23 protein-coding genes and 2 tRNA genes are annotated in these 24,859 nt (G+C 65.3%); 12 read left to right on the plus strand and 13 right to left on the minus strand.

Annotation, left to right across the window (positions count from 1 at the left end):
- Positions 1–15 precede the first annotated feature (15 nt).
- Together CH289_RS19650 and CH289_RS19655 are read left to right on the plus strand one after the other, a co-directional pair.
- A complete protein-coding gene (locus CH289_RS19650; protein WP_019664755.1) occupies positions 16–507 on the plus strand; it encodes a ribose-5-phosphate isomerase in 492 nt (163 codons plus the stop codon).
- Positions 508–510: 3 nt separating this feature from the next.
- Positions 511–1,308 carry an Fpg/Nei family DNA glycosylase gene (locus CH289_RS19655; RefSeq protein ID WP_020111681.1) on the plus strand — a complete coding sequence of 266 codons (798 nt, stop codon included), beginning with the start codon at positions 511–513 and terminating at the stop codon, positions 1,306–1,308.
- Positions 1,309–1,350: 42 nt separating this feature from the next.
- Here the strand turns inward: CH289_RS19655 and CH289_RS19660 are convergent, their stop codons facing one another.
- Positions 1,351–2,157 (minus strand): hypothetical protein, encoded by an 807-nt coding sequence (locus CH289_RS19660; protein WP_020111680.1) that lies wholly within the window; start codon positions 2,155–2,157, stop codon positions 1,351–1,353.
- A 128-nt stretch (positions 2,158–2,285) separates the two neighbouring features.
- Between CH289_RS19660 and CH289_RS19665 the strand changes: the two genes are divergently transcribed.
- A complete protein-coding gene (locus CH289_RS19665) occupies positions 2,286–3,038 on the plus strand; it encodes a maleylpyruvate isomerase family mycothiol-dependent enzyme (protein ID WP_094728389.1) in 753 nt (250 codons plus the stop codon).
- A 96-nt stretch (positions 3,039–3,134) separates the two neighbouring features.
- Here CH289_RS19665 and CH289_RS19670 read toward each other — a convergent pair.
- A tRNA-Gly gene (locus CH289_RS19670) sits at positions 3,135–3,208 on the minus strand.
- A gap of 201 nt (positions 3,209–3,409) precedes the next feature.
- Here CH289_RS19670 and CH289_RS19675 point away from each other — a divergent pair.
- The 5 genes from CH289_RS19675 (at position 3,410) to clpX (ending at position 8,057) form a co-directional block, all read left to right on the plus strand.
- Positions 3,410–3,483: transfer RNA gene (locus CH289_RS19675), tRNA-Pro, on the plus strand.
- 150 nt (positions 3,484–3,633) lie between these two features.
- The gene (tig, locus tag CH289_RS19680) at positions 3,634–5,010 is read left to right on the plus strand and encodes a trigger factor (protein WP_019664751.1); all 1,377 of its coding nucleotides are present in this window, start codon (positions 3,634–3,636) and stop codon (positions 5,008–5,010) included.
- 82 nt (positions 5,011–5,092) lie between these two features.
- The gene (locus CH289_RS19685) at positions 5,093–5,743 is read left to right on the plus strand and encodes an ATP-dependent Clp protease proteolytic subunit (protein WP_019664750.1); all 651 of its coding nucleotides are present in this window, start codon (positions 5,093–5,095) and stop codon (positions 5,741–5,743) included.
- Between the two features lie 48 nt (positions 5,744–5,791).
- On the plus strand, positions 5,792–6,433 hold the full coding sequence (locus tag CH289_RS19690) for an ATP-dependent Clp protease proteolytic subunit (RefSeq protein WP_019664749.1): 642 nt from the start codon (positions 5,792–5,794) through the stop codon (positions 6,431–6,433).
- A gap of 343 nt (positions 6,434–6,776) precedes the next feature.
- On the plus strand, positions 6,777–8,057 hold the full coding sequence (gene clpX / locus CH289_RS19695) for an ATP-dependent Clp protease ATP-binding subunit ClpX (RefSeq protein WP_026347736.1): 1,281 nt from the start codon (positions 6,777–6,779) through the stop codon (positions 8,055–8,057).
- Between the two features lie 69 nt (positions 8,058–8,126).
- Here clpX and CH289_RS19700 read toward each other — a convergent pair whose 3' ends face one another.
- The 3 genes from CH289_RS19700 to CH289_RS19710 all read right to left on the minus strand — a co-directional run bounded on the left by CH289_RS19700 (position 8,127) and on the right by CH289_RS19710 (position 11,205).
- Positions 8,127–8,960: an N-acyl homoserine lactonase family protein gene (locus tag CH289_RS19700; RefSeq protein WP_094728390.1), complete on the minus strand. Its 834-nt coding sequence runs from the start codon at positions 8,958–8,960 to the stop codon at positions 8,127–8,129.
- A gap of 6 nt (positions 8,961–8,966) precedes the next feature.
- The gene (locus tag CH289_RS19705; protein ID WP_094728391.1) at positions 8,967–10,325 is read right to left on the minus strand and encodes an MFS transporter; all 1,359 of its coding nucleotides are present in this window, start codon (positions 10,323–10,325) and stop codon (positions 8,967–8,969) included.
- Between the two features lie 193 nt (positions 10,326–10,518).
- Positions 10,519–11,205 (minus strand): TetR/AcrR family transcriptional regulator, encoded by a 687-nt coding sequence (locus CH289_RS19710; RefSeq protein ID WP_019664745.1) that lies wholly within the window; start codon positions 11,203–11,205, stop codon positions 10,519–10,521.
- Positions 11,206–11,332: 127 nt separating this feature from the next.
- On the opposite strand from CH289_RS19710, the gene CH289_RS19715 reads away from it, so the two are divergent.
- Positions 11,333–12,223 carry a shikimate dehydrogenase gene (locus CH289_RS19715; protein ID WP_020111677.1) on the plus strand — a complete coding sequence of 297 codons (891 nt, stop codon included), beginning with the start codon at positions 11,333–11,335 and terminating at the stop codon, positions 12,221–12,223.
- On the plus strand, positions 12,220–14,109 hold the full coding sequence (locus CH289_RS19720) for a sugar phosphate isomerase/epimerase and 4-hydroxyphenylpyruvate domain-containing protein (protein WP_033190427.1): 1,890 nt from the start codon (positions 12,220–12,222) through the stop codon (positions 14,107–14,109). Before CH289_RS19715 ends, CH289_RS19720 begins: the two co-directional genes overlap by 4 nt.
- Positions 14,110–14,155: 46 nt before the next feature.
- Here CH289_RS19720 and CH289_RS19725 read toward each other — a convergent pair whose 3' ends face one another.
- The 6 genes from CH289_RS19725 to pcaH are packed head-to-tail and all read right to left on the minus strand — an operon-like array spanning position 14,156 to position 20,102.
- Positions 14,156–15,367 carry an acetyl-CoA C-acetyltransferase gene (locus CH289_RS19725; protein ID WP_037158239.1) on the minus strand — a complete coding sequence of 404 codons (1,212 nt, stop codon included), beginning with the start codon at positions 15,365–15,367 and terminating at the stop codon, positions 14,156–14,158.
- Positions 15,360–16,190 carry an IclR family transcriptional regulator gene (locus CH289_RS19730; protein ID WP_094728392.1) on the minus strand — a complete coding sequence of 277 codons (831 nt, stop codon included), beginning with the start codon at positions 16,188–16,190 and terminating at the stop codon, positions 15,360–15,362. Before CH289_RS19730 ends, CH289_RS19725 begins: the two co-directional genes overlap by 8 nt.
- Positions 16,187–17,359: a bifunctional 3-oxoadipate enol-lactonase/4-carboxymuconolactone decarboxylase PcaDC gene (pcaDC, locus tag CH289_RS19735; RefSeq protein ID WP_094728393.1), complete on the minus strand. Its 1,173-nt coding sequence runs from the start codon at positions 17,357–17,359 to the stop codon at positions 16,187–16,189. The genes CH289_RS19730 and pcaDC overlap by 4 nt, the downstream gene beginning before the upstream one ends.
- A complete protein-coding gene (locus tag CH289_RS19740) occupies positions 17,356–18,693 on the minus strand; it encodes a lyase family protein (RefSeq protein WP_094728394.1) in 1,338 nt (445 codons plus the stop codon). Before CH289_RS19740 ends, pcaDC begins: the two co-directional genes overlap by 4 nt.
- 16 nt (positions 18,694–18,709) lie before the next feature.
- Complete coding sequence (gene pcaG / locus CH289_RS19745; protein ID WP_179276836.1) at positions 18,710–19,363, minus strand: protocatechuate 3,4-dioxygenase subunit alpha; 654 nt, start codon at positions 19,361–19,363, stop codon at positions 18,710–18,712.
- Complete coding sequence (pcaH, locus tag CH289_RS19750; RefSeq protein ID WP_094728396.1) at positions 19,356–20,102, minus strand: protocatechuate 3,4-dioxygenase subunit beta; 747 nt, start codon at positions 20,100–20,102, stop codon at positions 19,356–19,358. The genes pcaG and pcaH overlap by 8 nt, the downstream gene beginning before the upstream one ends.
- Positions 20,103–20,291: 189 nt before the next feature.
- Here pcaH and CH289_RS19755 point away from each other — a divergent pair, with 189 nt between their 5' ends.
- Together CH289_RS19755 and CH289_RS19760 are read left to right on the plus strand one after the other, a co-directional pair.
- Positions 20,292–21,038, plus strand: a complete 747-nt coding sequence (locus tag CH289_RS19755) for a CoA transferase subunit A (RefSeq protein ID WP_026347735.1) — start codon at positions 20,292–20,294, stop codon at positions 21,036–21,038.
- Positions 21,035–21,673 carry a CoA transferase subunit B gene (locus CH289_RS19760; RefSeq protein ID WP_019664735.1) on the plus strand — a complete coding sequence of 213 codons (639 nt, stop codon included), beginning with the start codon at positions 21,035–21,037 and terminating at the stop codon, positions 21,671–21,673. The genes CH289_RS19755 and CH289_RS19760 overlap by 4 nt, the downstream gene beginning before the upstream one ends.
- Here CH289_RS19760 and fdhD read toward each other — a convergent pair.
- Together fdhD and malQ are read right to left on the minus strand one after the other, a co-directional pair.
- Complete coding sequence (gene fdhD, locus CH289_RS19765) at positions 21,663–22,487, minus strand: formate dehydrogenase accessory sulfurtransferase FdhD (RefSeq protein ID WP_033190434.1); 825 nt, start codon at positions 22,485–22,487, stop codon at positions 21,663–21,665. The two genes, CH289_RS19760 and fdhD, sit on opposite strands and share 11 nt — an antisense overlap.
- Before the next feature lie 16 nt (positions 22,488–22,503).
- Positions 22,504–24,810, minus strand: coding sequence for a 4-alpha-glucanotransferase (malQ, locus tag CH289_RS19770; protein WP_094728397.1), 2,307 nt, complete (start codon positions 24,808–24,810; stop codon positions 22,504–22,506).
- Positions 24,811–24,859: the final 49 nt, after the last annotated feature.

Below are 24,859 nucleotides of genomic sequence, written 5' to 3' on the forward strand. Positions count from 1 at the left end.
TGTCAGACTCTATGCATGCGCGTATACCTGGGTGCGGACCATGCCGGCCTCGAATTCAAGAACCAGATCATCGAACACCTCACCGCGACCGGGCACGAGCCCGTCGACTGCGGCGCTTTCGAATACGACGCCGTCGACGACTACCCGGCCTTCTGCATCGACGCGGCACGACGGGTCGTCGCCGATCCAGGTAGCCGCGGCCTCGTCCTCGGAGGCTCCGGCAACGGCGAGCAGATCGCGGCCAACAAGGTCCCCGGTGCCCGGTGCGCACTCGCGTGGAGCGTCGAGACCGCGCAGCTCGCGCGCGAGCACAACGATGCTCAGCTGATCGGTATAGGCGGACGCATGCACACCCTTCCGGAGGCTCTCGCGATAGTCGATGCCTTCCTCGGAACCCCGTTCTCCGGCGAGGAGCGGCACCAGCGTCGTATCGACATTCTGTCGGAGTACGAGCGGAGCGGCGACGCACCCGACGTCCCGGGCGGACAGAAGTTCGACGGCTCCTGATCGATGCCCGAAGGGCATACGCTGCACCGCCTCGCGCGGCTGCATCAGCGTAAATTCGCCGGCGCGCCCGTCGAGGTGAGCAGCCCGCAAGGGCGGTTCACCTCGGGGGCCGCGTTGGTCGACGGCCTGGTGCTCGTGAGGGCCGAGGCCTGGGGCAAGCACTTGCTGCATCGCTACGAGTCGGACCTGATCGTGCACATCCACCTCGGTCTGTACGGAAAGTTCACCGATCAGACGCTGCCGATGAAGGAACCGGTCGGTGCCGTTCGATTGAGGATGGTGGGCGAGGCTTTCGGTACCGATCTGCGCGGGCCGACAGCCTGTGAAATCTATACGGAGCAGCAGGTCGACGCTCTGCTGAGTCGACTCGGTCCGGATCCGATCCGGAAGGACGCCGATCCCGATCGAGCGTGGGATCGCATCTCCAGATCGAGGACGCCGATCGGCACACTTCTGATGGATCAGAAGGTCCTCGCCGGAGTCGGCAACGTGTACCGAGCGGAGATCCTGTACCGGCACGAGATCAACCCGATGCGTCCGGGTAAGGACGTGGATCGAAGTGAATGGGACGCGATCTGGTTGGACCTGGTCGACCTGATGAAGATCGGTGTACGACGCGGCAGGATCATCACGATCCGACCAGAGGACGACCACGGAGATTCCGGTTACGCTCCGAAACGACCCCGCACCTACGTGTATCGCAGGGCGGGGCGTCCGTGTCGAATCTGTGGAGCCGAGATTCTGCATTCGGTGATGCAGGCGCGAAATCTGTTCTGGTGCCCTGTCTGTCAGGCGAGCTAGACGGTCAGGCGAGCTAGACGGTAGGGCGAGCGAGCCGGGACGTCAGAAGTCGAACCCGCCGTCGAACATTCCGCCGCCGTCCCCGCCGAACGAATCTCCACCGAACGAGTCGCCGCCGCCGTCCATGGCGCCGTACTCCTCGCCACCGGCGTCACCCGAGTCGCCGAACTCGCCGTTGTCGGCGCCGCCGCCTTCCGAACCGTCACCGGCTCCGCTCGCGAACTCCTGTTCGCCGTAGCCGACTCCTGCCATTCCCGAGAACATCGCCGAGAACAGGAACATCGATCCGACGCCCCAGGCGCCCGCGACGAGGGCGGGGCGCCACCACGGCTCGGAGTACCAGCCGGCCGGCACAGGACGGCCGGCGACCTTGCCGCCGGGGTAGTAGTTGGGCGTGCGGTCCGACGGATTGGGCGAGGCCTCGACGTTGCGGCCCTCGAACTCGACCTTGCGGTCCTCGGTGACCTGCCCCGCGGACTTCTGGCCGTCGATGCCCTGAATTTCCGGACCGGGGTCCATGCCCATCGCGATCCGCGCCGCGCGGATGTAGTACAGACCTTCCAGCGCAGTCTGCTTGGCCAGCCGTGCCTGCTCGACCGTCTTGGCCTGGTCGATCTGCGATCCGGCCGCGATGTTGCGCTCCGACGCGTCGGCGAGTGCCTGCTTGGACGCGGTGTCGCTGCCGATCAGGTTGTAGACCTGCCCGCCGAGCCGCTCGATGGACTGGCGAGCATCTGCCTTGGCGTCCTCCAGTGTGCTGGCCGACTTCGCCGCCGCGTTCTTCTGACTGCGGACGACCAGGAACACGACTGCTGCGACGATGACGACGACGAGTAAGAGAGCTTCCACTGTTACCGCTTCCTTGTGGGAATCTTTCAGGCACGTGCCCGACCGCCTCAGGACAAATCGGACACTTTTCACGATACGCGTGCCGATCGATGCGCGGGCGTACCGTCCGACGTGCTTCGATCGAGAATATGACCCCCGAACGTCAGTTGGAAGTGCTGGAACTCGAATGCTCGAGGATGGGGGCGGTGTCGCTGGACGACGTCTGCGCCGACGTCCCGACCATGCCGGACTGGACCGTCGAGAAGTTGATTCGACACGTCACGTTCGTCCATCGAATGGCGAGGTCCGCGTTGGATGCGCCTGCCGACGGCGGAATGGCGAATGTGCTTGCTGCGGTGGAGAAGCCCGAACGCGGACCTCGGGTAGTGGACGAGTACCGCGAGTCCGCCTCCCTCGCGCTCGACGCCTACCGCGACGCGCCGCTCGATCGCGCCGTCCCGACGTGGGCGGGCCCGGGCACCGCCGACTACTGGATTCGGCGCCAGTTGCACGAAATCGTCGTGCATCGATTCGATGCGCAGAGCGGAATTCACATCCGTGGGGGAGCAGAGCCCGATCCACTCGATCCCGAGAGCGCGGCCGACGGAGTAGTCGAATGGGCCGAGGACTTCCTGACAAGGGTTCCGCTGGAACAACTTCCACAACTCGCGGGCCGCACCGTCCATCTGCATACCGTCGACGACACTGCCATGGAACTGTTCCTCGACTTCGGCGGTGACCGGGTGACGGTCACGCACGAGCACCGCAAAGGCGACGTCGCCCTGCGCGGTTCGGCAGAGAATCTGATGCTCGCAGTGTGGCGCAGGCGCCCGCTGAATGTGCTCGACGTCGTCGGCGACCGGTCGGTGGCAGAGGCGCTGTACGACGGTGTTCGGCTGTAGAGATTTCGGTGCCGGCGCGCCCGTCGGTGACATTCCAGCGAAGGGGAGCGAACACGAAAAAGCCCGCCGATCGCAGTGCGATCGGCGGGCTATTTCTGGAGCCGATGACGAGAATCGAACTCGCGTAGCCTGTTTGGAAGACAGGGGCTCTACCATTGAGCTACATCGGCGTGCATGCGACGTTGATGGGATCGCCATCGGCGCCGCTTGCGATTCGAAACTCTACATAACCTCGGATCGAGAATACAAATTGCCTGCATGTAGAGTCTGTCGAGACGGATGCGGTGGCCCGCCCACGGGTACCGCTGGTGTCTGCTGTTCAATGGAGCCTGTAAGTTGATCGGCGGGCGGCTTGAACAGCGTCGGTAAGACGGGGTGTGGCGCAGCTTGGTAGCGCATCCGCTTTGGGAGCGGAGGGTCGCAGGTTCAATTCCTGTCACCCCGACAAAGATGAGACCGGGTCCTCGAAGGGGCCCGGTTTCGCCGAGTGGTTCACTTCGCCGCTGGTTCGCCGTCGCACTTGGTCGCGGTATGTCAGCGAGTGACGGTGAATCGGACCGACAGCACAGCACGACCACCAGAAGGAGCATGTCCCGTGAAGAGCACCGTCGAGCAGCTCAGCCCGACGCGAGTCCGTATCAACGTTGAGGTGCCCTTCGAGGAGCTCAAGCCTGATTTCGACCGCGCCTACAAGGCACTTGCCCAGCAGATCCGCCTCCCCGGATTCCGTCCGGGCAAGGCTCCGGCCAAGCTTCTCGAAGCACGGGTCGGTCGTGGCGCAGTGCTCGAGCAGGTCGTCAACGACGCTCTCCCCGCCCGGTACTCCGAGGCCGTCAGCGCCGAGCAGATCAAGGTCATCGGCCAGCCGGACATCGAGATCACCAAGATCGAGGACGGCGACGAGCTGACGTTCACCGCCGAGGTCGACATTCGTCCGGAGATTGCGCTGCCCGACTACTCGACCATCTCGGTCGAGGTCGATCCGCTCGAGATCACCGACGAGGCAGTCGACGAGCAGCTCCAGTCCCTGCGTCAGCGCTTCGGCACCCTCACCGGTGTCGATCGCCCGGTCCAGTCCGGTGACTTCGTGTCCATCGATCTTTCCGCGACCGTCGACGGCGAGACCGTGGAGGAGGCGTCGGCCAACGGCCTGTCGCACGAGGTCGGTTCGGGTCAGCTCATCGAAGGCCTCGACGACGCCATCGTCGGTGTGTCGGTCGACGAGTCCAAGGACTTCACCTCCACGCTGGTCGCGGGCGACTACGCGGGCAAGGAAGCAGTCGTCACCGTCAAGGTGGTCTCGGTCAAGGAGCGCGAGCTTCCCGAGGCCGACGACGAGTTCGCGCAGCTTGCCAGCGAATTCGACACTCTCGACGAGCTCCTCGCCGACCTGAAGACGCGCGTCGAGCGGGTCAAGAAGGTCGAGCAGGCCGGTCAGATCCGCGACAAGGTTCTCGAGACGCTTCTCGAGACCGTCGAGGTCCCGGCTCCCGAGGCCGTCGTCAAGGCCGAGGTCGACAACCAGGTGCACGAGGCCATTCACGGTCTCGACCACGACGAGGCCAAGCTTGCCGAGCTGCTCGAGTCGCAGGGTTCGAGTCGCGAGGAGTTCGACAAGGACGTCAAGGAAGCGGCCGAGAAGTCGGTTCGCACCCAGCTGCTGCTCGATGCCATCGCCGAAGCGGAAGGCACGCAGGTCGGCCAGGACGAGCTCACCGAGCGGATCATCTTCCAGGCGCAGCGCTACGGCATCTCGCCGGAAGAGTTCATCCAGCAAGTCCAGCAGGCCAACCAGCTCGGTGCAGTCTTCGCCGACGTGCGTCGCGGCAAGGCGCTCGCATCCGTCGTCGACCGCGTGAACGTCACCGACACCACCGGTGCTTCGGTCGACACCTCCGAGCTTTTCGGTAGCCCCGCAGACGCAGAAGAGCCTGCAGCAGGCGATTCTGCCGAGGGTGAACAAGAGAAGTAACGCTGACAGCGAACGACGGCGGTTCCGGGACTCCGGGGCCGCCGTCTTTCGTTAGTGTCTGTATCAGGAACCAACGATCAGTATGGAAAAGGCAGGTACCGTGACTGTTCAGAATCCGGCGGCTTCGCACCAGCAGAGTCCCGTCATGACTTCGGCCGCTTCCGGCCTGAATCTCAGCGACTCGGTGTACGAGCGTCTGCTTCAGAATCGCATCATCTTCCTCGGTACTCAGGTCGACGATGACATTGCGAACAAGCTTTGCGCACAGATCCTCCTGCTGTCGGCGGAGGACCCCACACGCGACATCTCGCTCTACATCAACTCGCCCGGTGGTTCGGTGACCGCAGGTATGGCGATCTTCGACACGATGGAATTCGCCGAGTGCGACGTGGCCACCTACGGAATGGGTCTCGCCGCGTCGATGGGTCAGTTCCTGTTGTCGGCAGGCGCCAAGGGCAAGCGCTACGCACTCCCGCACGCGCGGATCATGATGCACCAGCCGTCCGCCGGTATCGGTGGTAGTGCCAGCGACATCGCGATCATGGCCGAGCAGTTCGCTCACACCAAGCGCGAAATGGCGGAGCTGATCGCGCTGCACACCGGACAGACCGTCGAGCAGATCACCGAGGACTCCGATCGTGACCGCTGGTTCACGGCCGCAGCAGCGAAGGAATACGGCTTCGTGGACCACGTCGTCTCGCGCGCACGGCAGGCAGGCGGAGTCGGCGAGTAGATCGCCCTTCGAACTCCGTCCCTTGAAACCTCACTTCTTGGAGAAACGATGACCAACTTGTTCGATCCCACTCAGATGCCGTCCTCGCGGTACATCCTGCCGTCCTTCGTCGAGCACTCCAGCTACGGCGTCAAGGAGTCCAACCCGTACAACAAGCTGTTCGAGGAACGCATCATCTTCCTCGGCGTTCAGGTCGACGACGCGTCCGCGAACGACATCATGGCTCAGCTGCTCGTGCTCGAGGGCCTCGACCCCGACCGCGACATCACGATGTACATCAACTCGCCCGGTGGATCGTTCACCTCGCTGATGGCGATCTACGACACGATGCAGTACGTGCGTGCCGACGTCGCGACGGTGTGCCTCGGTCAGGCCGCCTCCGCGGCAGCAGTGCTGCTCGCAGCGGGAACGCCGGGCAAGCGCGCAGCTCTCCCGAACGCTCGCGTTCTGATCCACCAGCCGGCCAGCGGTGGAATTCAGGGCCAGGTGTCCGACCTCGAGATCCAGGCGGCCGAGATCGAGCGCATGCGTCGCTTGATGGAGACCACGCTCGGACGCCACACCGGCAAGGACCCCGATGTCATTCGCAAGGACACCGACCGCGACAAGATTCTGACCGCCGAGCAGGCGAAGGAATACGGAATCATCGACACGGTGTTCGAGTACCGCAAGTTGTCCGCACAGAAGTAGCGGCAGCGGGTATCTTCGCAGGACGCGGCACGGAGGCCGGGGGTCGAGTCGATCTCGGCCTCCGGTACTCGTCGAGCGGGGGCCGAGGTAACGCTTCGAGGCCATCGAGGCGACAAATGGACAGTGCTGCGGTGGGTCGGTAGCGCTGTGGTGAGAGTCGGTTCCCGAGTTCCGCGAGAATTCGGACGACGAATCACCGGAAACAACTCGCCCTGATCTCCGGATCACGGGTACGGTCGCATCAGGGCTCAGGCGCTGTCGATCGAGAAGTTGCTCACGGTCGGGTCGGCATCCGTTGGGTGTCGCACGGCCAGACGCGGACAAGGAAGTAGGAACCTCGAACATGGCACGCATCGGTGACGGTGGCGATCTGCTGAAATGCTCGTTCTGCGGAAAGAGCCAAAAGCAGGTCAAGAAGCTCATCGCAGGTCCTGGGGTGTACATCTGCGACGAGTGCATCGACCTGTGCAACGAGATCATCGAGGAGGAGCTCGCGGAGTCGAGCGAGGTCAAGCTCGACGACCTGCCCAAGCCCTCCGAGATCCGTGACTTCCTCGAGAACTACGTGATCGGACAGGACACGGCCAAGCGCACGCTTGCTGTGGCCGTCTACAACCACTACAAGCGCATCCAGGCCGGAGACAAAGCGCGCGACGGCCGCGGCGAGAGCGTCGAACTGGCGAAGTCGAACATTCTGATGCTCGGCCCCACCGGGTGCGGCAAGACCTATCTCGCCCAGACGCTGGCGAAGATGCTCAACGTCCCGTTCGCGATCGCCGACGCCACCGCGTTGACGGAGGCAGGGTACGTCGGTGAAGACGTCGAGAACATCCTGCTGAAGCTCATCCAGGCCGCCGACTACGACGTCAAGCGCGCCGAGACGGGCATCATCTACATCGACGAGGTCGACAAGATCGCCCGCAAGAGCGAGAACCCGTCCATCACCCGCGACGTGTCCGGCGAGGGTGTTCAGCAGGCGCTGCTGAAGATTCTCGAGGGTACGCAGGCAAGCGTCCCGCCCCAGGGTGGCCGCAAGCACCCCCATCAGGAATTCATTCAGATCGACACCACCAATGTGCTCTTCATCGTGGCCGGCGCTTTCGCTGGGTTGGAGAAGATCGTGTCGGATCGTGTCGGCAAGCGTGGACTCGGCTTCGGCGCCGAGGTCCGCTCGAAGGCAGAGATCGACACGCAGGATCACTTCGCCGAGGTGATGCCGGAGGATCTGATCAAGTTCGGGTTGATCCCGGAGTTCATCGGACGCCTCCCCGTCGTGGCGTCGGTGACCAACCTGGACAAGGACTCGCTCGTCACCATCCTGTCCGAGCCGAAGAACGCTCTGGTCAAGCAGTACAGCCGCTTGTTCGACATGGACAACGTGGAGTTGGAGTTCACGAAGGACGCACTCGAAGCCATAGCGGACCAGGCGATCCTGCGCGGCACCGGTGCTCGTGGCCTGCGCGCCATCCTCGAAGAGGTGCTCAACCCCGTGATGTTCGACATCCCGAGCCGTGACGACGTGGCGAAGGTCGTCGTCACGTCCGAGACAGTGAACGACAACGTGCTCCCGACTATCGTTCCGCGCAAGCCGGAACGTCCCGAGCGCCGCGACAAGTCCGCGTAGCGCGGAACAAGCGACAGACGAGAAAGGCCCGGTCGAATCCGACCGGGCCTTCTTCGTGGATTCTGTCGCTCAGCCGATCATGAACGCGTGCGCGTCGGGATATGCGTCGAGCAGGGCGTGGCGCTCGGCCACCTCGGGATCGTGTCCTGGAACCACCAGGCTCGGAGAATCCGCGAGTTCGTTGATTCGGTCGAACGCGTAGTACATGCCTGGAATGTCGTGAAGGATCGCGAACGGTGAGTCGTTCTCGATGTTCTCGTAGAAGTGGCTCGCGTCCGAGGCGACGACAGCGTATCCGTCGGCTGTCTTGACGCGCACCACCTGCATTCCGGCCGTGTGACCACCGACGCGGTGTACGGATATGCCCGGTAGGAGCTCCGCGTCACCGTCGACGAGTTGCAGCCGGTCGCCGACCGAACGCAGGTGTGCAACATCCTTTTCCGAGTTCAGCCACTGTTCGCGAACGATCCGACGTGCCCATGGGCCGGTCCAGTACTCGAGCTCGTCGGCTTGAAGGACGTATCGTGCCTCGGGGAGGTCCGCGACGACTCCGGTGTGGTCGTAGTGCAGGTGCGTGAGGATCGACAGGTCGATCCGATCGGCGGAATTGCCCAGTGCTGCAACGAGTTCCAGCGGCGAACCGTGGTAGTTCAGGCCGTCCATCCCTGCGGCGGTCTCGGGCGAGATTCCGGCATCGATGAGGATCGTGTGCGATGCGGAGACGGCCAGCCACACGTAGTACGCCGTCGGGTGTGGTTCCTGCCCTCGCCCGTCGCAGTAGTGGAAATGTTGCTCGCGTGTACCGGTTCGCGATGCGTACTGCACCGCGTAGAGACGGAAGTGCTCGTCCGACGACGGCCGGATCGCGGCCGCCGTCGGGGAGGTGTGGTGGAAGCTCGTCATGAGAGGTCACACCGTCGTCGGGACGGCCGCTGCCTCTCTCTTGGTGAGTCCGAGCTTTTCGGTGGGGACTCGGAACGTTTCGCGCGAGGTTGCGACGATGGTGATGTTGATGGCACAGAAGACCGCCGTCACCACAGCCACCGGGAACCACGCTCCGATTCCGTCGCCGGCGATCGCGCTGGCGATGGTGGGTGCGAAACCTGCAATGGCGAAGCCGATCTGGGTGCCGATCGCCGTTCCGGACAGTCGGACCTTGGCGGGGAACATCTCGCCGTAGAACGCGGGCCAGACGCCGCCGGTGGCACTGTGGACGATGCCGAACATCACGATGCCGAATGCGAAGATCAGGAGGTAGTTTCCGGTCGAGATGGACCAGAGGTACCCGAACATCAGAACCGCGCAGCCGGTGGAACCGAAGATGAAGACGGGCTTGCGTCCGATACGGTCGGAAAAGGCACCGAAGAACGGAAGGGCGAACAGCGCAGCAACATTGGCGAGCACTCCGACCCAGAGCATCGGCGTGCGTTCCAGCCCTACCGTGTTCACCGCGTAGGACAGCGCGTAGACGCTGAAAATGGTACTGACAGAGGCGATCACGGCAGCGAACACGACGCGCAGCACTGCACGCCAGTGATCGGTGAGCAGAACCGAGAGCGGCATCTTCGGCTGTTCGCCGGTGGCGACCTCCTCTTCGAACACCGGGGTCTCGTCGAGCGAGCGGCGGATGAGGAATGCGGCGAGAACAACGAATGCGCTGAGGAAGAACGGGATTCGCCAACCCCAGGACAGGAGCTGGTCCTCGGGAAGCATGGCGACGGGGAGGAAGACGGCCGTTGCGAGGATCTGTCCACCCTGGGTGCCGCTCAGGGTGAAGCTGGTGAAGAACGCGCGGCGGTTGTCCGGGCTGTGCTCGAGAGTCATGGAGTTCGCGCCTGCTTGCTCACCGCCGGCCGAGAAGCCCTGGCACAGACGGAGAACGACGAGGATGATCGGGGCCGCGATGCCGATGGTCTCGTAGGAGGGGAGCAGGCCGACGCCGAGGGTAGCGACGCCCATCAGCAGGACGGTGGCAACGAGCACTCGTTTTCGGCCGTACTGATCTCCGATGTGCCCGAGGACGAGTGCGCCGAGTGGGCGGGCGAGGTAGCCGACGCCGAACGTCGCCAGGGCGAGCAGCGTACCGGTGGCAGCGCTCGAGCTGGGGAAGAACACTCGACCGAACACCAATGCGGCGGCGGTGCCGTAGATGAAGAAGTCGTAGTACTCGAGTGCGCTGCCCACCCAGGCTGCGGTGGCCGCGCGCTTCGGGTTGGCCGTGGCCCGCCCACCGGCGGGGTCGGGATGCTGCGTCACGGGATCGCTCATCTTCGGTCTCTCTTCGCGTGAAGGGGGAGTACACAAGGTCGACGGAGCCGGGTTCATCCCGATCGGACCGTAATGTACTAAACGGTTAAAACTGGGCGTCACTAGATACTGAACGTGACCCGGGCCACGTGTCAAGCCCTGATGCGGTATGGCCTACATGTTCGTGATACGAACACCGGCAGAGAGGTCGAAACTAGACCTCGGTCGAGGTCAGAAAAGCAATGATCATGTCGCCCAACATTCTCCGCAGATGCTCACGGTGCGCGGGGGCGGTGAGGTCGCGCCCGAACAGTGCTTCGAAGGTGTACCGGTTGGAGAGTCTGAACACGCAGAAGCTGCTGATGGCCATGTGCACGTCGAGAGCATCGACGTCGGTTCGGAACAATCCATCGGCCTGGCCTCGCGTCAGGATGCTCTCGAGCAGCTCGGCCGCAGGGTTGCCCAGGTTGCTCAGTGCCTCGGATTTGCTGATGTGCTCACCGCGAAGAATGTTCTCGGTGGACACCAATCGGATGAAATCCGGATTGTGTTCGTGGTGATCGAACGTGAGCGACGCGATCGCCCGAATCGCGTCGGTGGGGGAGAGTCCCTCGGTGTCGAGCTCACGTTCGCGGGCGCGGATCGCGCTGTAGGAACGTTCGAGTACCGCCTGGTAGAGGCGCTCTTTGTCGGTGAAGTAGTAGTAGATCATCCGCTTCGTCGTGTGCGTCCGCTCGGCGATCTCGTCGACACGTGCTCCCGCGTATCCCTTGTCCGCGAATTCGCTGGTGGCGACGTCGAGGATGTTGCTGCGCGTCAGATCGCTGTTTCGCCTGCGTTTGGGGCCCTCCGCGCTCGTTCTTGCTGGAGCGGAGTCGCTTCCCGGGCGCGTGGACGTCATGATCCGAAACTCTATCCCTGCAAAAAATCGTTCAGGAAGTGTGGGGTAGCGGACATTCTCGTAGTACGCTCGAATAACTCACTAGTTCGTACATTACGAACACACGCACAATCGAGGGAGTCCGGAAGTGGACGATTCACTGGTCTGCGGTCTGATCGGCACGGGCATCGGCAGGTCGCTGACCCCGGCGATGCACGAACGAGAGGGTGCCGCGCACGGCCTGCGCTACGTCTACCGCATCGTCGACCTCGACGCCGTCGGTGCGACCCCCGACGACCTGGCACGTCTGGTCGACACAGCTGCCGACCTCGGTTTCCGTGGCCTCAACATCACCCATCCGTGCAAGCAGATCGTCATCGATCACCTCGACGAACTGTCCGACGATGCGGCCAGGCTCGGGGCAGTGAACACGGTTCTGTTCGACGGTGGCAAGAAGATCGGTCACAACACCGACTGGTCGGGGTTCGGTCGAAGCTTCGAACTCGGTCTGGCCGGGGCGTCGACCCGGGACGTGGTCCTGCTCGGAGCAGGCGGTGCGGGAGCGGCGGTGGCGTACGCGATGGCCGAAGCAGGCGCTGGGCAGGTCACCGTGGTCGACGCCGACGGAGAGAGGGCGCGCGCCCTGTTGTCGTCGATGCAGGCAGTGTTCCCCGGAACAACGTTCGCCGCGGCTGCGCCGGCCGACCTTTCGCGACTGCTGTCCGCTGCCGACGGAATCGTGCACGCGACACCGGTCGGGATGGCCGCACATCCCGGTATCGCGTTCGATCCGACGCTGTTGCGACCGGACCACTGGGTGGCCGAGGTCGTCTACCGCCCCGCGGAGACCGAACTGTTGGCCGCCGCCGCGGCACGTGGATGCCGGACGCTGGCGGGGACGGGTATGGCAGTGCACCAGGCAGCCGACGCGTTCGAGATCTTCACCGGCAGAGCGGCCGACGCCGACCGCATGTCCGCGCACATGCGTGAGCTGATCTTGCTGGAGGAAGAGTCGGCACTGACCGGAGTGTCGTCGTGACCGCCCCGCGCACGTCCGTGGCCACGGTGTCGCTCAGCGGGTCGTTGCGAGAGAAGATGACGGCCATCGCCGACGCGGGATTCGACGGATTCGAGGTCTTCGAGGCCGACTTGATCGCGTCGCCGTTCTCACCGTCCGACATTGCGAAGCAGGCAGCAGATCTCGGGTTGAGCGTCGATCTGTACCAACCGTTCCGCGACTTGGACAGCGCCGACGACCGTCGATATCAGCGCAATCTCGGTCGGCTGCAGCGCAAGTTCGACGTGATGGAGCAACTCGGGTGCAATCTGCTTCTGGTCTGCTCGTCGCCGCTGCCCGGCGCGGTGACCGAGGACGAGCGCCTCGTCGAACAACTGCTGGGGGCCGCGGACATCGCGCAGGAACGCGGAATGCGGCTGGCGTACGAGGCATTGGCGTGGGGAACCCACGTCAACACCTACCGCCATGCCTGGGACGTCGTGCGGCGCGCCGATCACGACGCGCTCGGCACGTGCCTGGACAGCTTCCACGTCCTGTCCCGCGGTGACGACCCGGCCGGCATCTCCGACATTCCGGGGGAGAAGATCTTCTTCCTGCAGCTGGCCGACGCGCCGCGGTTGAAGATGGACGTGCTGCAGTGGTCGAGGCATCACCGGTGCTTCCCGGGGCAGGGCAACTTCGACCTCCCCGAATTCGGCTCCCGGGTGGTCGATTCCGGGTATGCCGGCCCGTGGTCCCTGGAGATCTTCAACGACGTGTTCCGGGAATCCGCCACCGGCCGCACTGCCGCCGACGCTCACCGATCGCTGTTGTATCTGCAGGAGAAAGTGGCCGAGCGCCGATCGCCGACCTCGTCGGCGCTGTTCGAGGCGCCGGCAGCGGGACCGATCGAGAACATCGTGTCCTTGCGCGTTGCCGCAGGTCCCGTCGAGGCGGGTGGACTCGGCCGGACCCTGCGTCATCTCGGGTTCGACATGACCGCCGCGCACAGTCGTCACGGCCTGCAGTTGTTCACGCAGGGTCCGCTCGCCGTCGCCGTGGACACCACCGTCGACAGTCTCTGGACGTCGCCCGGGGTGCCCGCGCATCTGCCCGCCGTGGCCCAGATCGGGGTGCGCAGCGACGACCCGGCTCAGTGGCAGACCCGGGCCCGAGCATTCGGTGTCTCCGCCGACTCGGTCTCGATGCCCGGCGTCGCCGGAACCGATCACGATGTTGTCAGAATGAGCGTCACCGACGCGACATCACTCGATCTTCGCAGTCGCGCGAGCGCGGGGGCGTGGCAGTCCGCATTCGATCTCGTTCCACGACAGCCGGATTCCCCCGCCGCTCCTATCGTCGAGTCGGTCGACCACATCGCCCTTGCCGTACCGGCAGACAGTTGGGACGGCATCATGCTGTTGCTGAGGTCGGTGTTCGGCATGACCCCGCACGAGGGCCAGGATGTGGTCGACGCCGTCGGCACCGTCCGTAGCCAAGCTCTGACGCTGCCGACGCAGAACGGTGTCGTTCGGCTCTCGCTGAACATGGTTCCCGGTCGGTCGTCGTCGACGGACACGCTCCCGGCGGCACGGCGAGGCGGAGTGAGCCACGTTGGATTCGCGTGTGCCGATGTGCTGAGCGCCGCCGAGCAGATGACGGCGCGCGGGTTCGGATCGCTGCGAATATCGCCGAACTACTACCTCGACCTCGCTGCACGGTTCGATCTGGATCACGAACTGCTGGCGCAGCTCGAGAAGCACGGAATCCTCTACGACGCAGACGGTTCGGGCGGCGAGTTCTTCCACTTCTTCACCCCCGTGGTGGGGGAGGATCTCTTCTTCGAGGTGTGCGAACGCCGAGGTGGGTACGACGGTTACGGCGAGGTCAACTCGGCAGTGCGGCTCGCGGCCCAGCTGCAGAGGTGAGGTGACGGACGTGGGATGGACGCTCCCATCCCACGTCCGAGGTCGGTCAACCGATGCGTTCGAATACTGCGGCGAGGCCTTGACCGCCACCGATGCACATTGTTTCGAGACCGTACCGCGCTTGTCGACGGTTCATCTCGCGCAGCAGGGTGGCGAGGATCCGTCCGCCGGTAGCGCCGACGGGGTGGCCCAGCGAGATCCCCGAACCGTTGGGGTTGAGCCGGGGGTCGTCGGGCTCGATTCCCCACGTGCGCAGTACTGCGAGGGTTTGTGCGGCGAACGCTTCGTTGAGTTCGACGACGTCCATGTCGGCGAGGGTGAGTCCGACACGGCCGAGTGCCTTCTCGGCGGCGGGCACCGGCCCGATGCCCATGGTGCGCGGTGGCACGCCGGCCACGGCCCAGCTGACGAGCTTGGCCATGGGCCGCAGACCCAGTGCCGCGGCCTTCTCCGGTGTCGTGACGATGGCGAGCGCTGCCCCGTCGTTCTGCCCGCTGGCGTTGCCCGCGGTCACCGTCGAGTCCGGGTCGATCTTTCCTCGGATGGGGCGCAGTGTGGACAGCGTCTCGACGCTGGTGTCCGCGCGGGGGTGTTCGTCGGTGTCGACGACCAGCGCGTCACCTGTGCGCTTCGGTACCGAGACCCCGACGATCTCCTCGGCGAAGACGCCGTTCTTCTGCGCGGCGACGGCCTTGTGATGCGACAGCACGGCCAGTTCGTCCTGGTCGCGTCGACTGATCGAGAACTCGGCACGAAGATTCTCGGCCGTTTCGATCATGCCGCCCGGAACCGGAAAGTTCTTTCCGCCTGCGGTGACACGTGCGCGGGCGAGTCGATCGGACAGGGCCACGGCTTCTGCCTTGACGCCCCACCGCATCCCCGTTGCGTAGAACTCCGCTTGGCTCATGCTTTCCACCCCGCCCGCGAGGACGAGGTCACTGCCGCCGGACTGTACCTGCATGCACGCCTGGAGAACGGCCTGCAACCCGGACCCGCATCGACGGTCGATCTGCTGACCGGGGACCTCGATTCCCAGTCCGGCGTCCAGCGCGGCAACCCGTCCGATTGCGGGGGCGTCACCGTTGGGCGATGCCTGGCCGAGGATGACGTCGTCGACGTCCGATCCCGATATGCCGGTGCGCGTGACGAGTTCGGTGATCACCGTTGCCGCCAGCGATTCGGGCGTGACATCGCGAAAGACACCGCCGAATCGGCCGATGGGGGTGCGGAGAGGTTCGCAGACGACGGCGTCAGGCATGACGACTTCCTTTGTGATCGGTGGACTGTGATTGCACGCGGTAGAGATCGGTTTCGATCGCCGCCGTCGCGCGCAGCAGAGCGGGCAACAGATGTTCGCGTACGGCGTCCGCGCTGTGGCGGGCAGCTTGAGTGGAGACATTCGCAGCCGCGACGACGTTGCCGGCGTGATCCCGTACCGGGGCCGCGATCGACCGCAGACCTTCCTCCAGTTCCTGGTCGACGAGGCAGTACCCCTGCGCGCGTACGGAATCGAGCTCTGTGCGCAACGACGGGACATCGGTGATGGTGCGGCCGGTGAGAGGGCTCAGCTCCACCCGGCGCAAGTAGGCGTCGAGTTTGTCCTCGGGCAGCCCGGCGAGCAGGACGCGCCCCATCGACGTCGCGAACGCCGGGAAGCGAGTGCCGATGGTGATGGCAACGGTCATGATTCGGCTGACCGGAACACGGGCGACGTACACGACGTCGTCACCGTCGAGGATCGACACCGACGACGACTCGCGGACCTGCTCGGCGAGAGCTTCGAGGTGTGGGCCCGCGACGTCCGGTAACGACAGCGAGGACAGGTAGCTGTACCCCAACTCGAGGACGCGAGGAGTGAGCCAGAACATCGAGCCGTCGCTGCGCACGTACCCCAGTTCCACGAGCGTGAGCAGAAACCTTCGCGCCGTCGCCCTGGTCAGATCGGTCGTCTTCGCGACGTCCGACAACGTACGGCGCGGATGCTCGGCATCGAAGGCACGGATCACGGCGAGTCCACGGGCGAGAGATTGCACGTAGTCCGGCGACGGACCCTGCTGCTCGCCCGAACCGGGTTGGGTCATGTCGTCTCCGATCCCGTGTGTTCGGCCAGTGCCGTGTTGGCCAGCGCGAACGCCGCATTGCTGTTCGGCACGCCCGCGTACACCGCAGTGTGGAGGAAGACCTCGGCCATCTCGTCGGGATCCAATCCTGCCCGCAGGGCCGCCTTGATGTGCATGTCCAACTCGTGCTGATTGCCCACGGCGGTCAGAATGGCGAGTGTCAGCAGACGTCGGGTGCGGTGGTCGAGACCGTCGCGGGTCCAGACGTCGCCCCACGCGGTGCGGGTGATGAAATCCTGGAACGGCGCAGTGAACGCCGTGGTGCGCTCGATGCTGGCATCCACGTGTGCGTCGCCGAGTACCGCTCGCCGCACGTGCATTCCCGCTCGATACGCCGCTGCACGGCCTGCGTCGTACGTGTCGCCGACGATGTGTCGCACGATCAATCGCGTGATGTGTCCCGCTTGTTCGACGTTCGCCAGATGCGCGGCGCCGGGGAGGACATGAAAGTCCGAGCGGGCGATACCGTCGGCGAGCACCTGCATGTCCGGCGGCGTCGTTGCCGGGTCCTGCTCACCTGCCACCACCAGGGTGGGCGCACTGATTCGGCCGAGGTCTGCGCGGTTGTCCCACTGCGACAACGCTTCACACGCTGCGGCATAGCCTTCGTCGGACGTGGACGAGATCATCGATCGGTGACGCGCGGCGAGTTCACCGTCGCGAGCGATCAGTTCAGCGGTGAACCACCGGGCCAGTACGGTGTCCGCCAGCGAATCGGTCCCCGTCGCGCGCGCAGTTGCCGCGCGGTCGATCCAGGACTGCGGGTCTCCGAAGCGAGCAGACGTGCACAGCAGGGTGAGGCCGAGGACCCGCGCCGGGCGGTGCACGGCGATCCACTGTGCGATCGCGCCGCCGAGCGAGAGGCCGACCAGATGCACTCGGTCCCGCCCGAGCGAATCCATCACGGCCAGAACGTCCTCTGCCATGTCGCCGACCGAGTAGGGGCCGTCGGGCACAGGTGACGAACCGTGACCGCGAAGGTCGACGGCGATGACGTCGGCGAACTCGACCAGACCCGCCACCTGCGGGTCCCACATCGAGCGGTCCGACCCGAGCGATCCGACGAGCACCACTGTGGTGCCGCGGTTCTCGGTTCCGGGTACGAGGTCGTAGGACAGGTCGACGGTCATGCTGTTCCTTCGTGTCGAGCTCGGACCAGGTCGAGTACACGATCGACGATGTCGCCGGCATGGCCGAGATAGCCTGCCGGGTCCAGCAGTTCACGTACTTCGGCGGGTTCGAGGAATGCGGTGATGGAGGAATCGGATTCGAGGGGAAGGCCGGACGCGCATGCGGCGGTGACGATGGATCGTGCGTCGTCGGTGTGGGCCGCGAGTGCCGTGGTGACTCGTTCGGCGAGCAGAAGTCCGTGCGTGGCGGCGAGGTTACGGGCCATCGCGTCGGGATTCGCGCGTAGACCGGACATGCTCACCGCCAATCGGTCGGCGGCACCCGCAGTCAGTCGAAGCAAGTCCGTCAGTGTCTCCCATTCCGCATGCCACGCCCCCGATGCACGTTGGTGATCGTGCGCCATCGCGGACAGAATCGTCGACACGAGGCCCGGCACCCGAACGGATGCTGCCCGTGCGGCGACGGCGGCGACGGGGTTCTGCTTGTGCGGCATGGCCGAAGAGGCGCCAGGGGCGGCTTCGGAGACCTCGGCGACCTCGGTGGACGCGAGGAGCGTGATGTCGAGAGCAGGCTTGCCGATGGCCCCCGCCGCGATCCCGAGGGCGGACGCGATCTCGCCGATCCGGGTCCGGTCGGTGTGCCAGGGAATGGTCTGCCGAGCGAGGCCCAACTGGTCGGCGAGAGAGTCGGCCACCTCGAAGCCGTGAGGGAACACGGCCGCCGACGTGCCTGCAGCACCGCCGAACTGGACCGACGCGGACGCCTCGACCCGGGCCAGATCGTCGTCGGCTCGCAGGAGGCCTGCCGTCCAACTCGCGGCAACGGCACCGAACGTCGTCGGAAGTGCCTGTTGGCCGAGAGTTCTCGCTACAACCGGCGTGTCGCGATGTCGACGCGCGAGAGCGGCCCCCGCGGCGACGGCGTCGGCGAGGGATTCACGCACTGCAGCGAGAACGCGTGAGGTGAGAAGCATGAGAGCGGTGTCGACGATGTCCTGGCTGGTTGCTCCGGGATGAACCGCGCTGCCGGGGACGCCGTGCTCGGCCGCCGCCGCGCGCAGCAGTTTCACCAGCGGGATGACCGGATTGCCCCCGGCGGCGGACAGCGCACCGAGGTGCACGATGTTTACTGCTCCTGGTCGCCTAAGCTCGGACGCGACCTCGGTCACCTGTGCGGCATGCGCCGACTCGACGACGCCGTGCTCGGCGGCCGCACGTGACAGCGCCGCCTCGGTGTCCAGCATCGCCGTCACCCAGGCCTGGTCCGATACCAACGCAGCAGCGGCGGCAGCACCGAACGTGGGATCGAACAACGGTCCTCGCGTGGTGGTCATGACTCGCTTTCGTTCGTCACAGCTCGAAGAACGGAGTTTCGTCGCCGTTCGGGTTCTTGTCCTGAAGTACCACATTCAGGTGATATCCGGTGGGAGTCGCCGTCGCGACGAGCTTCGCGGCCTGGCGCGCGTCCAACCCCGACAACACCGGATCCGACGCGTTGGCCTCGGTCTCGTCGGGGAAGTAGAGGCGGGTGACGAGTCGCTCGAGCACGCCGCGAGCAAAGATGCCGACGTCGATGTGCGGGGCCTCGATCATGTCGTTCTCGGCGGGGAGGGCGCCAGGTTTGACGGTGTGGACAGTTGCGGTGCCGGTCGCGTCCGCGACAGCTCGGCCGAACCCGCGGAAACCCGCCGGAGTCGGTGTCCGGCGGCCACGTGGGTCGTCGGCGTGATCGAACCGGCCCGACGCATCCGCCTGCCACGTCTCGATCATCGCGTCGGCCAGCGGCGTGCGATTGCCGTCGAGGACGGTCACCGAGATGTCCACGGAGCCTGCGGTGCCCGCCGGAACCACGTCTGGCCCGTCCGGCCACGGCAACCCGATGTGCAGGTAGGGTCCGACGGTCTGCGAGGGTGTCTGGCCGAACGGGACCGTCGTGAAGTTGCTTCCCGGCGCAACCGGGTATCGAGGGGCAAGGGCGCCGCTGTCGGACACAGGCTCAGTCATCGTGGTCGTCCCCTTCGAACGGAGTGGCATTGCGTCCGCGAAGAACGATGTCGAATCGGAAACCCAATGCCCAGTTGTCCTGCGTCGCTTCGTAATCGAACGCGCTGATCATGCGGGCCCTGGCATCCTCGGGCGCCGAGTTGAAGATCGGGTCCTGGAAGAACATCGGATCGTCCGGGAAGTACATCTGCGTGACGAGGCGCTGCGTGAACGCCTGGCCGAACAGCGAGAAGTGAATGTGCGCCGGTCGCCACGCGTTGTGGTGGTTGCCCCACGGGTAGGCGCCCGGCTTGATCGTCGTGAAGCGGTAGTTGCCTGCCGAGTCGGTCAGCACTCGGCCGACGCCGTCGAAATGGGGGTCGAGTGGAGCGGGCCAGGTGTCACCGGCGTGACGATATCGTCCGCCTGCGTTGGCCTGCCATACCTCGACGAGTGTGTCAGGCACGGCTTTCCCGTCACTGTCGAGCACTCTGCCGTGCACGATGATGCGTTGTCCTTGCGCCTCACCGCCGTTCACGAGGGTCAGGTCGGCGTCCGCGGCCGTGACCCGTCCCCCGCCGAGCACCGGTCCGGTGATCTCGGTGAGGCGTTGGGGCAGAAGGATCAATGGTTGCTTGGGGTGACGCAGTGCGGTGGTGCGGTACTCGGCGAAATCACGCGGCGCGTTGACGCCGGTCTGGTCGCGGTACGGGCCGGCCGGGTCGACGGTGATCGAGTGGTTCGGCGGTAGAGGGAGCATCGGTGGTTCCTCACGGGAAAGTTACGTGACGGTGCGCGGCGACCGCATGTTCGTGATGTGGACTTCTCGCCGCTATGCGAACGATCGTAGACCGCCGGTAGTGGGCCAGGCAACAAAAACAGCCACAAATGTTCGCATGGTGGCGAGGTGTTCACACAGCGCACATTTTTGGGTATGGTCGGCGGCATGATGGACAAAGTGGTGGCGAGTGCCTCCGAAGCCGTTGCCGACATGCCCGACGGGGCGTCCGTCGCCGTCGGAGGATTCGGACTGGTCGGGGTCCCGGAGATTTTGATCGACGCGGTGCTGCAGCAGGGAGCAACCGACCTCGAGGTCGTCAGCAACAACTGCGGCACAGACGGATTCGGTCTGGGAATCCTGCTGGAGAAACGACGCATCCGTCGAACGATCAGCTCCTACGTCGGCTCCAACAAGGAGTTCGCCCGCCAGTATCTGGCCGGTGAACTCGAGGTCGAACTGACGCCGCAGGGAACGCTCGCGGAAAGGTTGCGGGCCGGGGGAGCGGGCATCCCGGCGTTTTTCACGCCCGCCGGCGTCGGAACGCAGGTCGCCGACGGTGGTCTGCCACTCCGGTACGACGGCAGCGGCGGAATCGCGGTGGCGAGTCCGCCCAAGGAGACGCGCGAGTTCGACGGGGTCACCTACGTCATGGAACGCGGCATCGTCGCCGACTACGCGCTGGTCCACGCGTGGAAGGGCGACCGGCACGGCAACCTGGTCTTCCACGCCAGCGCCAGAAACTTCAATCCTCCGGCCGCGGCCTCGGGTCGCGTCACCATCGCGCAGGTCGAGCACCTCGTCGAGCCGGGCGAGATCGCCCCCGACGACGTCCACACGCCCGGGATCCACGTCCAACGAGTGGTGCACGTCGGGCCGGTACACGTAGGAATCGAGCAGCGGACGGTGCGATCATGACTTCCCCGAAACTGACGCGTGAGCAGATGGCTGCTCGTGTGGCCCAGGAACTGAACGACGGTGAATACGTCAACCTCGGCATCGGTATGCCCACCCTCGTGCCGAACTACCTACCGACCGACATCACCGTGATCCTGCACTCCGAGAACGGGGTTCTCGGAGTCGGGCCGTACCCGACCGAGGACGAACTCGACCCCGAGATCATCAATGCGGGCAAGGAGACCATCACCGTTCTCCCCGGTGCGTCGTACTTCGATTCCTCGCAATCGTTCGGGATGATCCGCGGCGGTCAGGTAGACGTCGCCGTACTGGGCGCGATGCAGGTCAGCGCCACGGGAGACCTCGCGAACTGGATGATCCCCGGCCACATGGTCAAAGGCATGGGCGGGGCGATGGATCTGGTGCACGGAGCTCGTCGAGTCATCGTCATGATGGAGCACGTGTCGAAGAAGGGCGAGCCCAAGATCCTCGACTCCTGCACTCTTCCGCTCACCGGCGTCGGGTGCGTTCAGCGAATCATCACCGACATGGCCGTGCTCGACGTGACGGCCGACGGCTTGAGGCTCGTCGAGACGGCCCCCGGGATCACCGAGGACGAGGTGCGCGCGGCGACGGGAGCAACACTCAGCGTGTGATGCGGTGCGTGTGCGAGTACAGGTTCATGTTCTCGCCACGTAGGAACCCGACCACCGTCAGGCCCGACTCGTCGGCGAGATCCACCGCCAGCGACGACGGCGCCGACACCGCGGCCAGGACGGGTATGCCCGCCATCACTGCCTTCTGGGCGAGTTCGAACGATGCGCGGCCACTCACCATCAACACCGTGCCTGCGGCCGGGATCCGATCCTGCGACGCAGCCCAACCGACGACCTTGTCGACCGCGTTGTGACGGCCGACGTCCTCGCGCAGCGCGAGCATGGTGCCGTCCGCGTCGAAGAGACCGGCCGCGTGCAGTCCGCCGGTGGAGTCGAACACCTTCTGAGATTCACGCAGGGTCCCCGGCATCGTGGCCAGGACGGACGCCTTCACGCGGACGTCGTCGCCGGCGGGGGAGAAACGGCTCTTCAGTCGGACCGCGTCGAGCGACCCCTTGCCGCACACCCCGCACGACGACGTGGTGTAGAAGTTGCGTTCCACACCGGGTTCGGGCGGTGCGACGCCCTCGGCCAGTGTGACGTCGAGGACGTTGTAGGTGTTCTGCCCCTCGTCGTCGACACCGTCGCAGTACCGCGCGACAGCGATGTCGTCTCGGCCCGAGATCACGCCTTCGGTCAACAGGAACCCGTGCGCGAGTTCCACGTCGTGGCCGGGGGTGCGCATCGTGACCGCGAGCGCGGACCCGTTCACCCTGATCTCCAGCGGTTCCTCCACGACGAGGGTGTCGGGACGGGATGACTCGTGAGAGCCGCGAATCCGGACGACCGGACGGCGAGCGGTTATACGTCCCATGAGTCGATTATGCGCCTCACTCGCGAAGCGCCCGAACCAGTGACACCAGCCTGGGGTGGTCGACCAGATCGTCCACCCATACCGCCTTGCCCTTGTGATCGGCGAGTGGAATCCGCCAATTCTTGTACTGCGTCTCGTCGGTGCCGGGTTGGTTCTGAATCCGGTTCTCGCCCACGAGATCCACGAGCGCTATCCCGAGCAGGGTCGATGGACTGCGCTGAAGCAGCCGGTACAGCGCCTCCACCGTCTCCTTCTCCGACGCGTCCGCGGCGAGAAGTCCTCGGGTCCGAGCAAGGTCGAGCACCGCCTCTCGCCCGGCGGCATCCTGCTCGATCTCGGCCTCCAGATCGCGCTCGAGCAACCCGAGACGCGAGCGGAGCGCAATATGTTCCCCGCGTAGGTATCCCACCGTCGGCGGCAGGTCGTGTGTGGTCACCGTCGTCAGGCAGAGTTCCCGGTAGTCCTCGGGCGGAATGGGGGCTTCGCCGTCGTTCTCGAACCACAGGATCGAGGTGCCGAACAGTCCACGCCTGCCCAGATACTCCTGCACCCGCGGCTCGAACACCCCGAGGTCCTCCCCGACGACGACCGCCCCGGCCCGCTCCGCTTCGAGCACGAGGATTCCGATCAACGCTTCGTGGTCGTACTCGACGTACGCCCCGTCCGCAGCGCTCGACGACTCCTCCGGGATCCACCACAGTCGAAACAGACCGAGGATGTGGTCCACTCGAATACCGCCCGCATGCCGAAGCACCGTCCGCAACATGTCCCGATACGGCCCGTACGCCCGCTCTTCGAGCTCGTCCGGATTCCACGGCGGTTGATTCCAGTTCTGTCCCTGCTGATTGAAATTGTCCGGCGGTGCGCCGACGGTCACTCCCGTGGTCAAGGCCGCCCCCAAGGTCCAGGCGTCCGCCCCCTGACGGTGCACACCGACGGCCAGATCGTGCATGATCCCGATGTCCATCCCCGCGGCCGTCGCGGTGCGCTGCGCGCGTGCCAGTTGCTCGTCGCAGATCCACTGAAGCCACTTGTGGAACAGGATCTTCTCGGCGGCAGTCGTGCGGAACTCCGACGAGAACGAGGTCCCCGGGTGCGACGCCTTGTCCGCCCACACAGCGTGCTCGGGTCCGTACTTCTCCGCGAGCGCGCACCACAGGGCGAAGTCGTCGAGGCCGCCTCCCTCACGTTCGCAGAACGCGTCGAACTCCGCCTGCCGGGCCGCGGATCGCGGAACCGCGAAGATTCTTTTGGTCGATTTCAGTTTCGCCCGGAACGACGGGTCACGATCGATGCGGCCGGTCCGCTTGTTGGCCCGCGCGAACGACCGAGCGGCTTCCCTGACCTTCGCGTACTGATCCCGAGGGAGGTACGCAGTTTCCGGAATGTCCTCGATTCGGATGTACATCGGATCGAAGAAGCGTCGAGTAGTGGGGAGGTACGGCGACGCCTCGACAGGCGGAACCGGCCTCTGCGCGTGCAGCGGATTGACCAGGACGTAATCGAAATCATGGTGACGGCCGGTGATGGACGCGAGGTCGGCGAGATCGCCGTAGTCCCCGACACCCCAGGATCGATCGGATCGGAGCGAGTACAACTGCGTCATCGATCCGAGCCGCTGCCTGAACCCAGCATCGTTCCTGCCGGCTCCACTCCCGCCTTCTGGGTCGTTCCTGCCGGCTCCACTCCCGCCTTCTGGGTCGTTCCTGCCGGCTCCACTCCCGCCTTCTGGGTCGTTCCTGCCGGCTCCACTCTCGCCTCGGCCCAGAAGGGCGTCGTTGGGCGACAGCCGCTGCGGCGTCGTCACGACCACGCCGCTCGCGGTCCGCTGTTCTCGGCCGTCCGGCGAGCTGACCGCCACCACGGTGTGCCAGCCGAGTGGGAGGTCGGCGGGAATCTCGAAGGTCGCTCGCCCGACGAGTGATCCGTCGATCTCGCGAGGCTCCACCCAGACCTGGCGCTGGACGAGCGATCTGCGCTCCCCGAACTCCGTCTCGAGGTGTACGTCCACCGGATCACCGTGTGGAACGTGTACGGCGATCGTCGCGTCACCGTCACCCTCCACGGTGACGACGACCGGAGGAAGCATGCGACGCCACGGCAACTGCTCGAGGTCGGCCATCGCCTGCCGAACCTCCGCCTCGTCGGACGCCGAGATTCCGCGCGCAGCGAGAATTCTGCGCAGTGTGTCCTCGGATACCTCGTGCTCTCGGCGATCCCAGCCTCGGTAGGCCGTCGACACTCCACACTCACGGGCAAGATCGCGCAGCAGCGCTGTGTAGGTCACGCTCCCGATCGTGCCAGCATCCACCGCCGTCGTCATGTCCGAACGGACGGCGCACATTCGCGGGGAGGATCTCGCAGGATTGAAC

The sequence above is a fragment of the Rhodococcus sp. RS1C4 genome (genome assembly GCF_002258225.1).
Taxonomy (GTDB): domain Bacteria; phylum Actinomycetota; class Actinomycetes; order Mycobacteriales; family Mycobacteriaceae; genus Rhodococcoides; species Rhodococcoides fascians_E.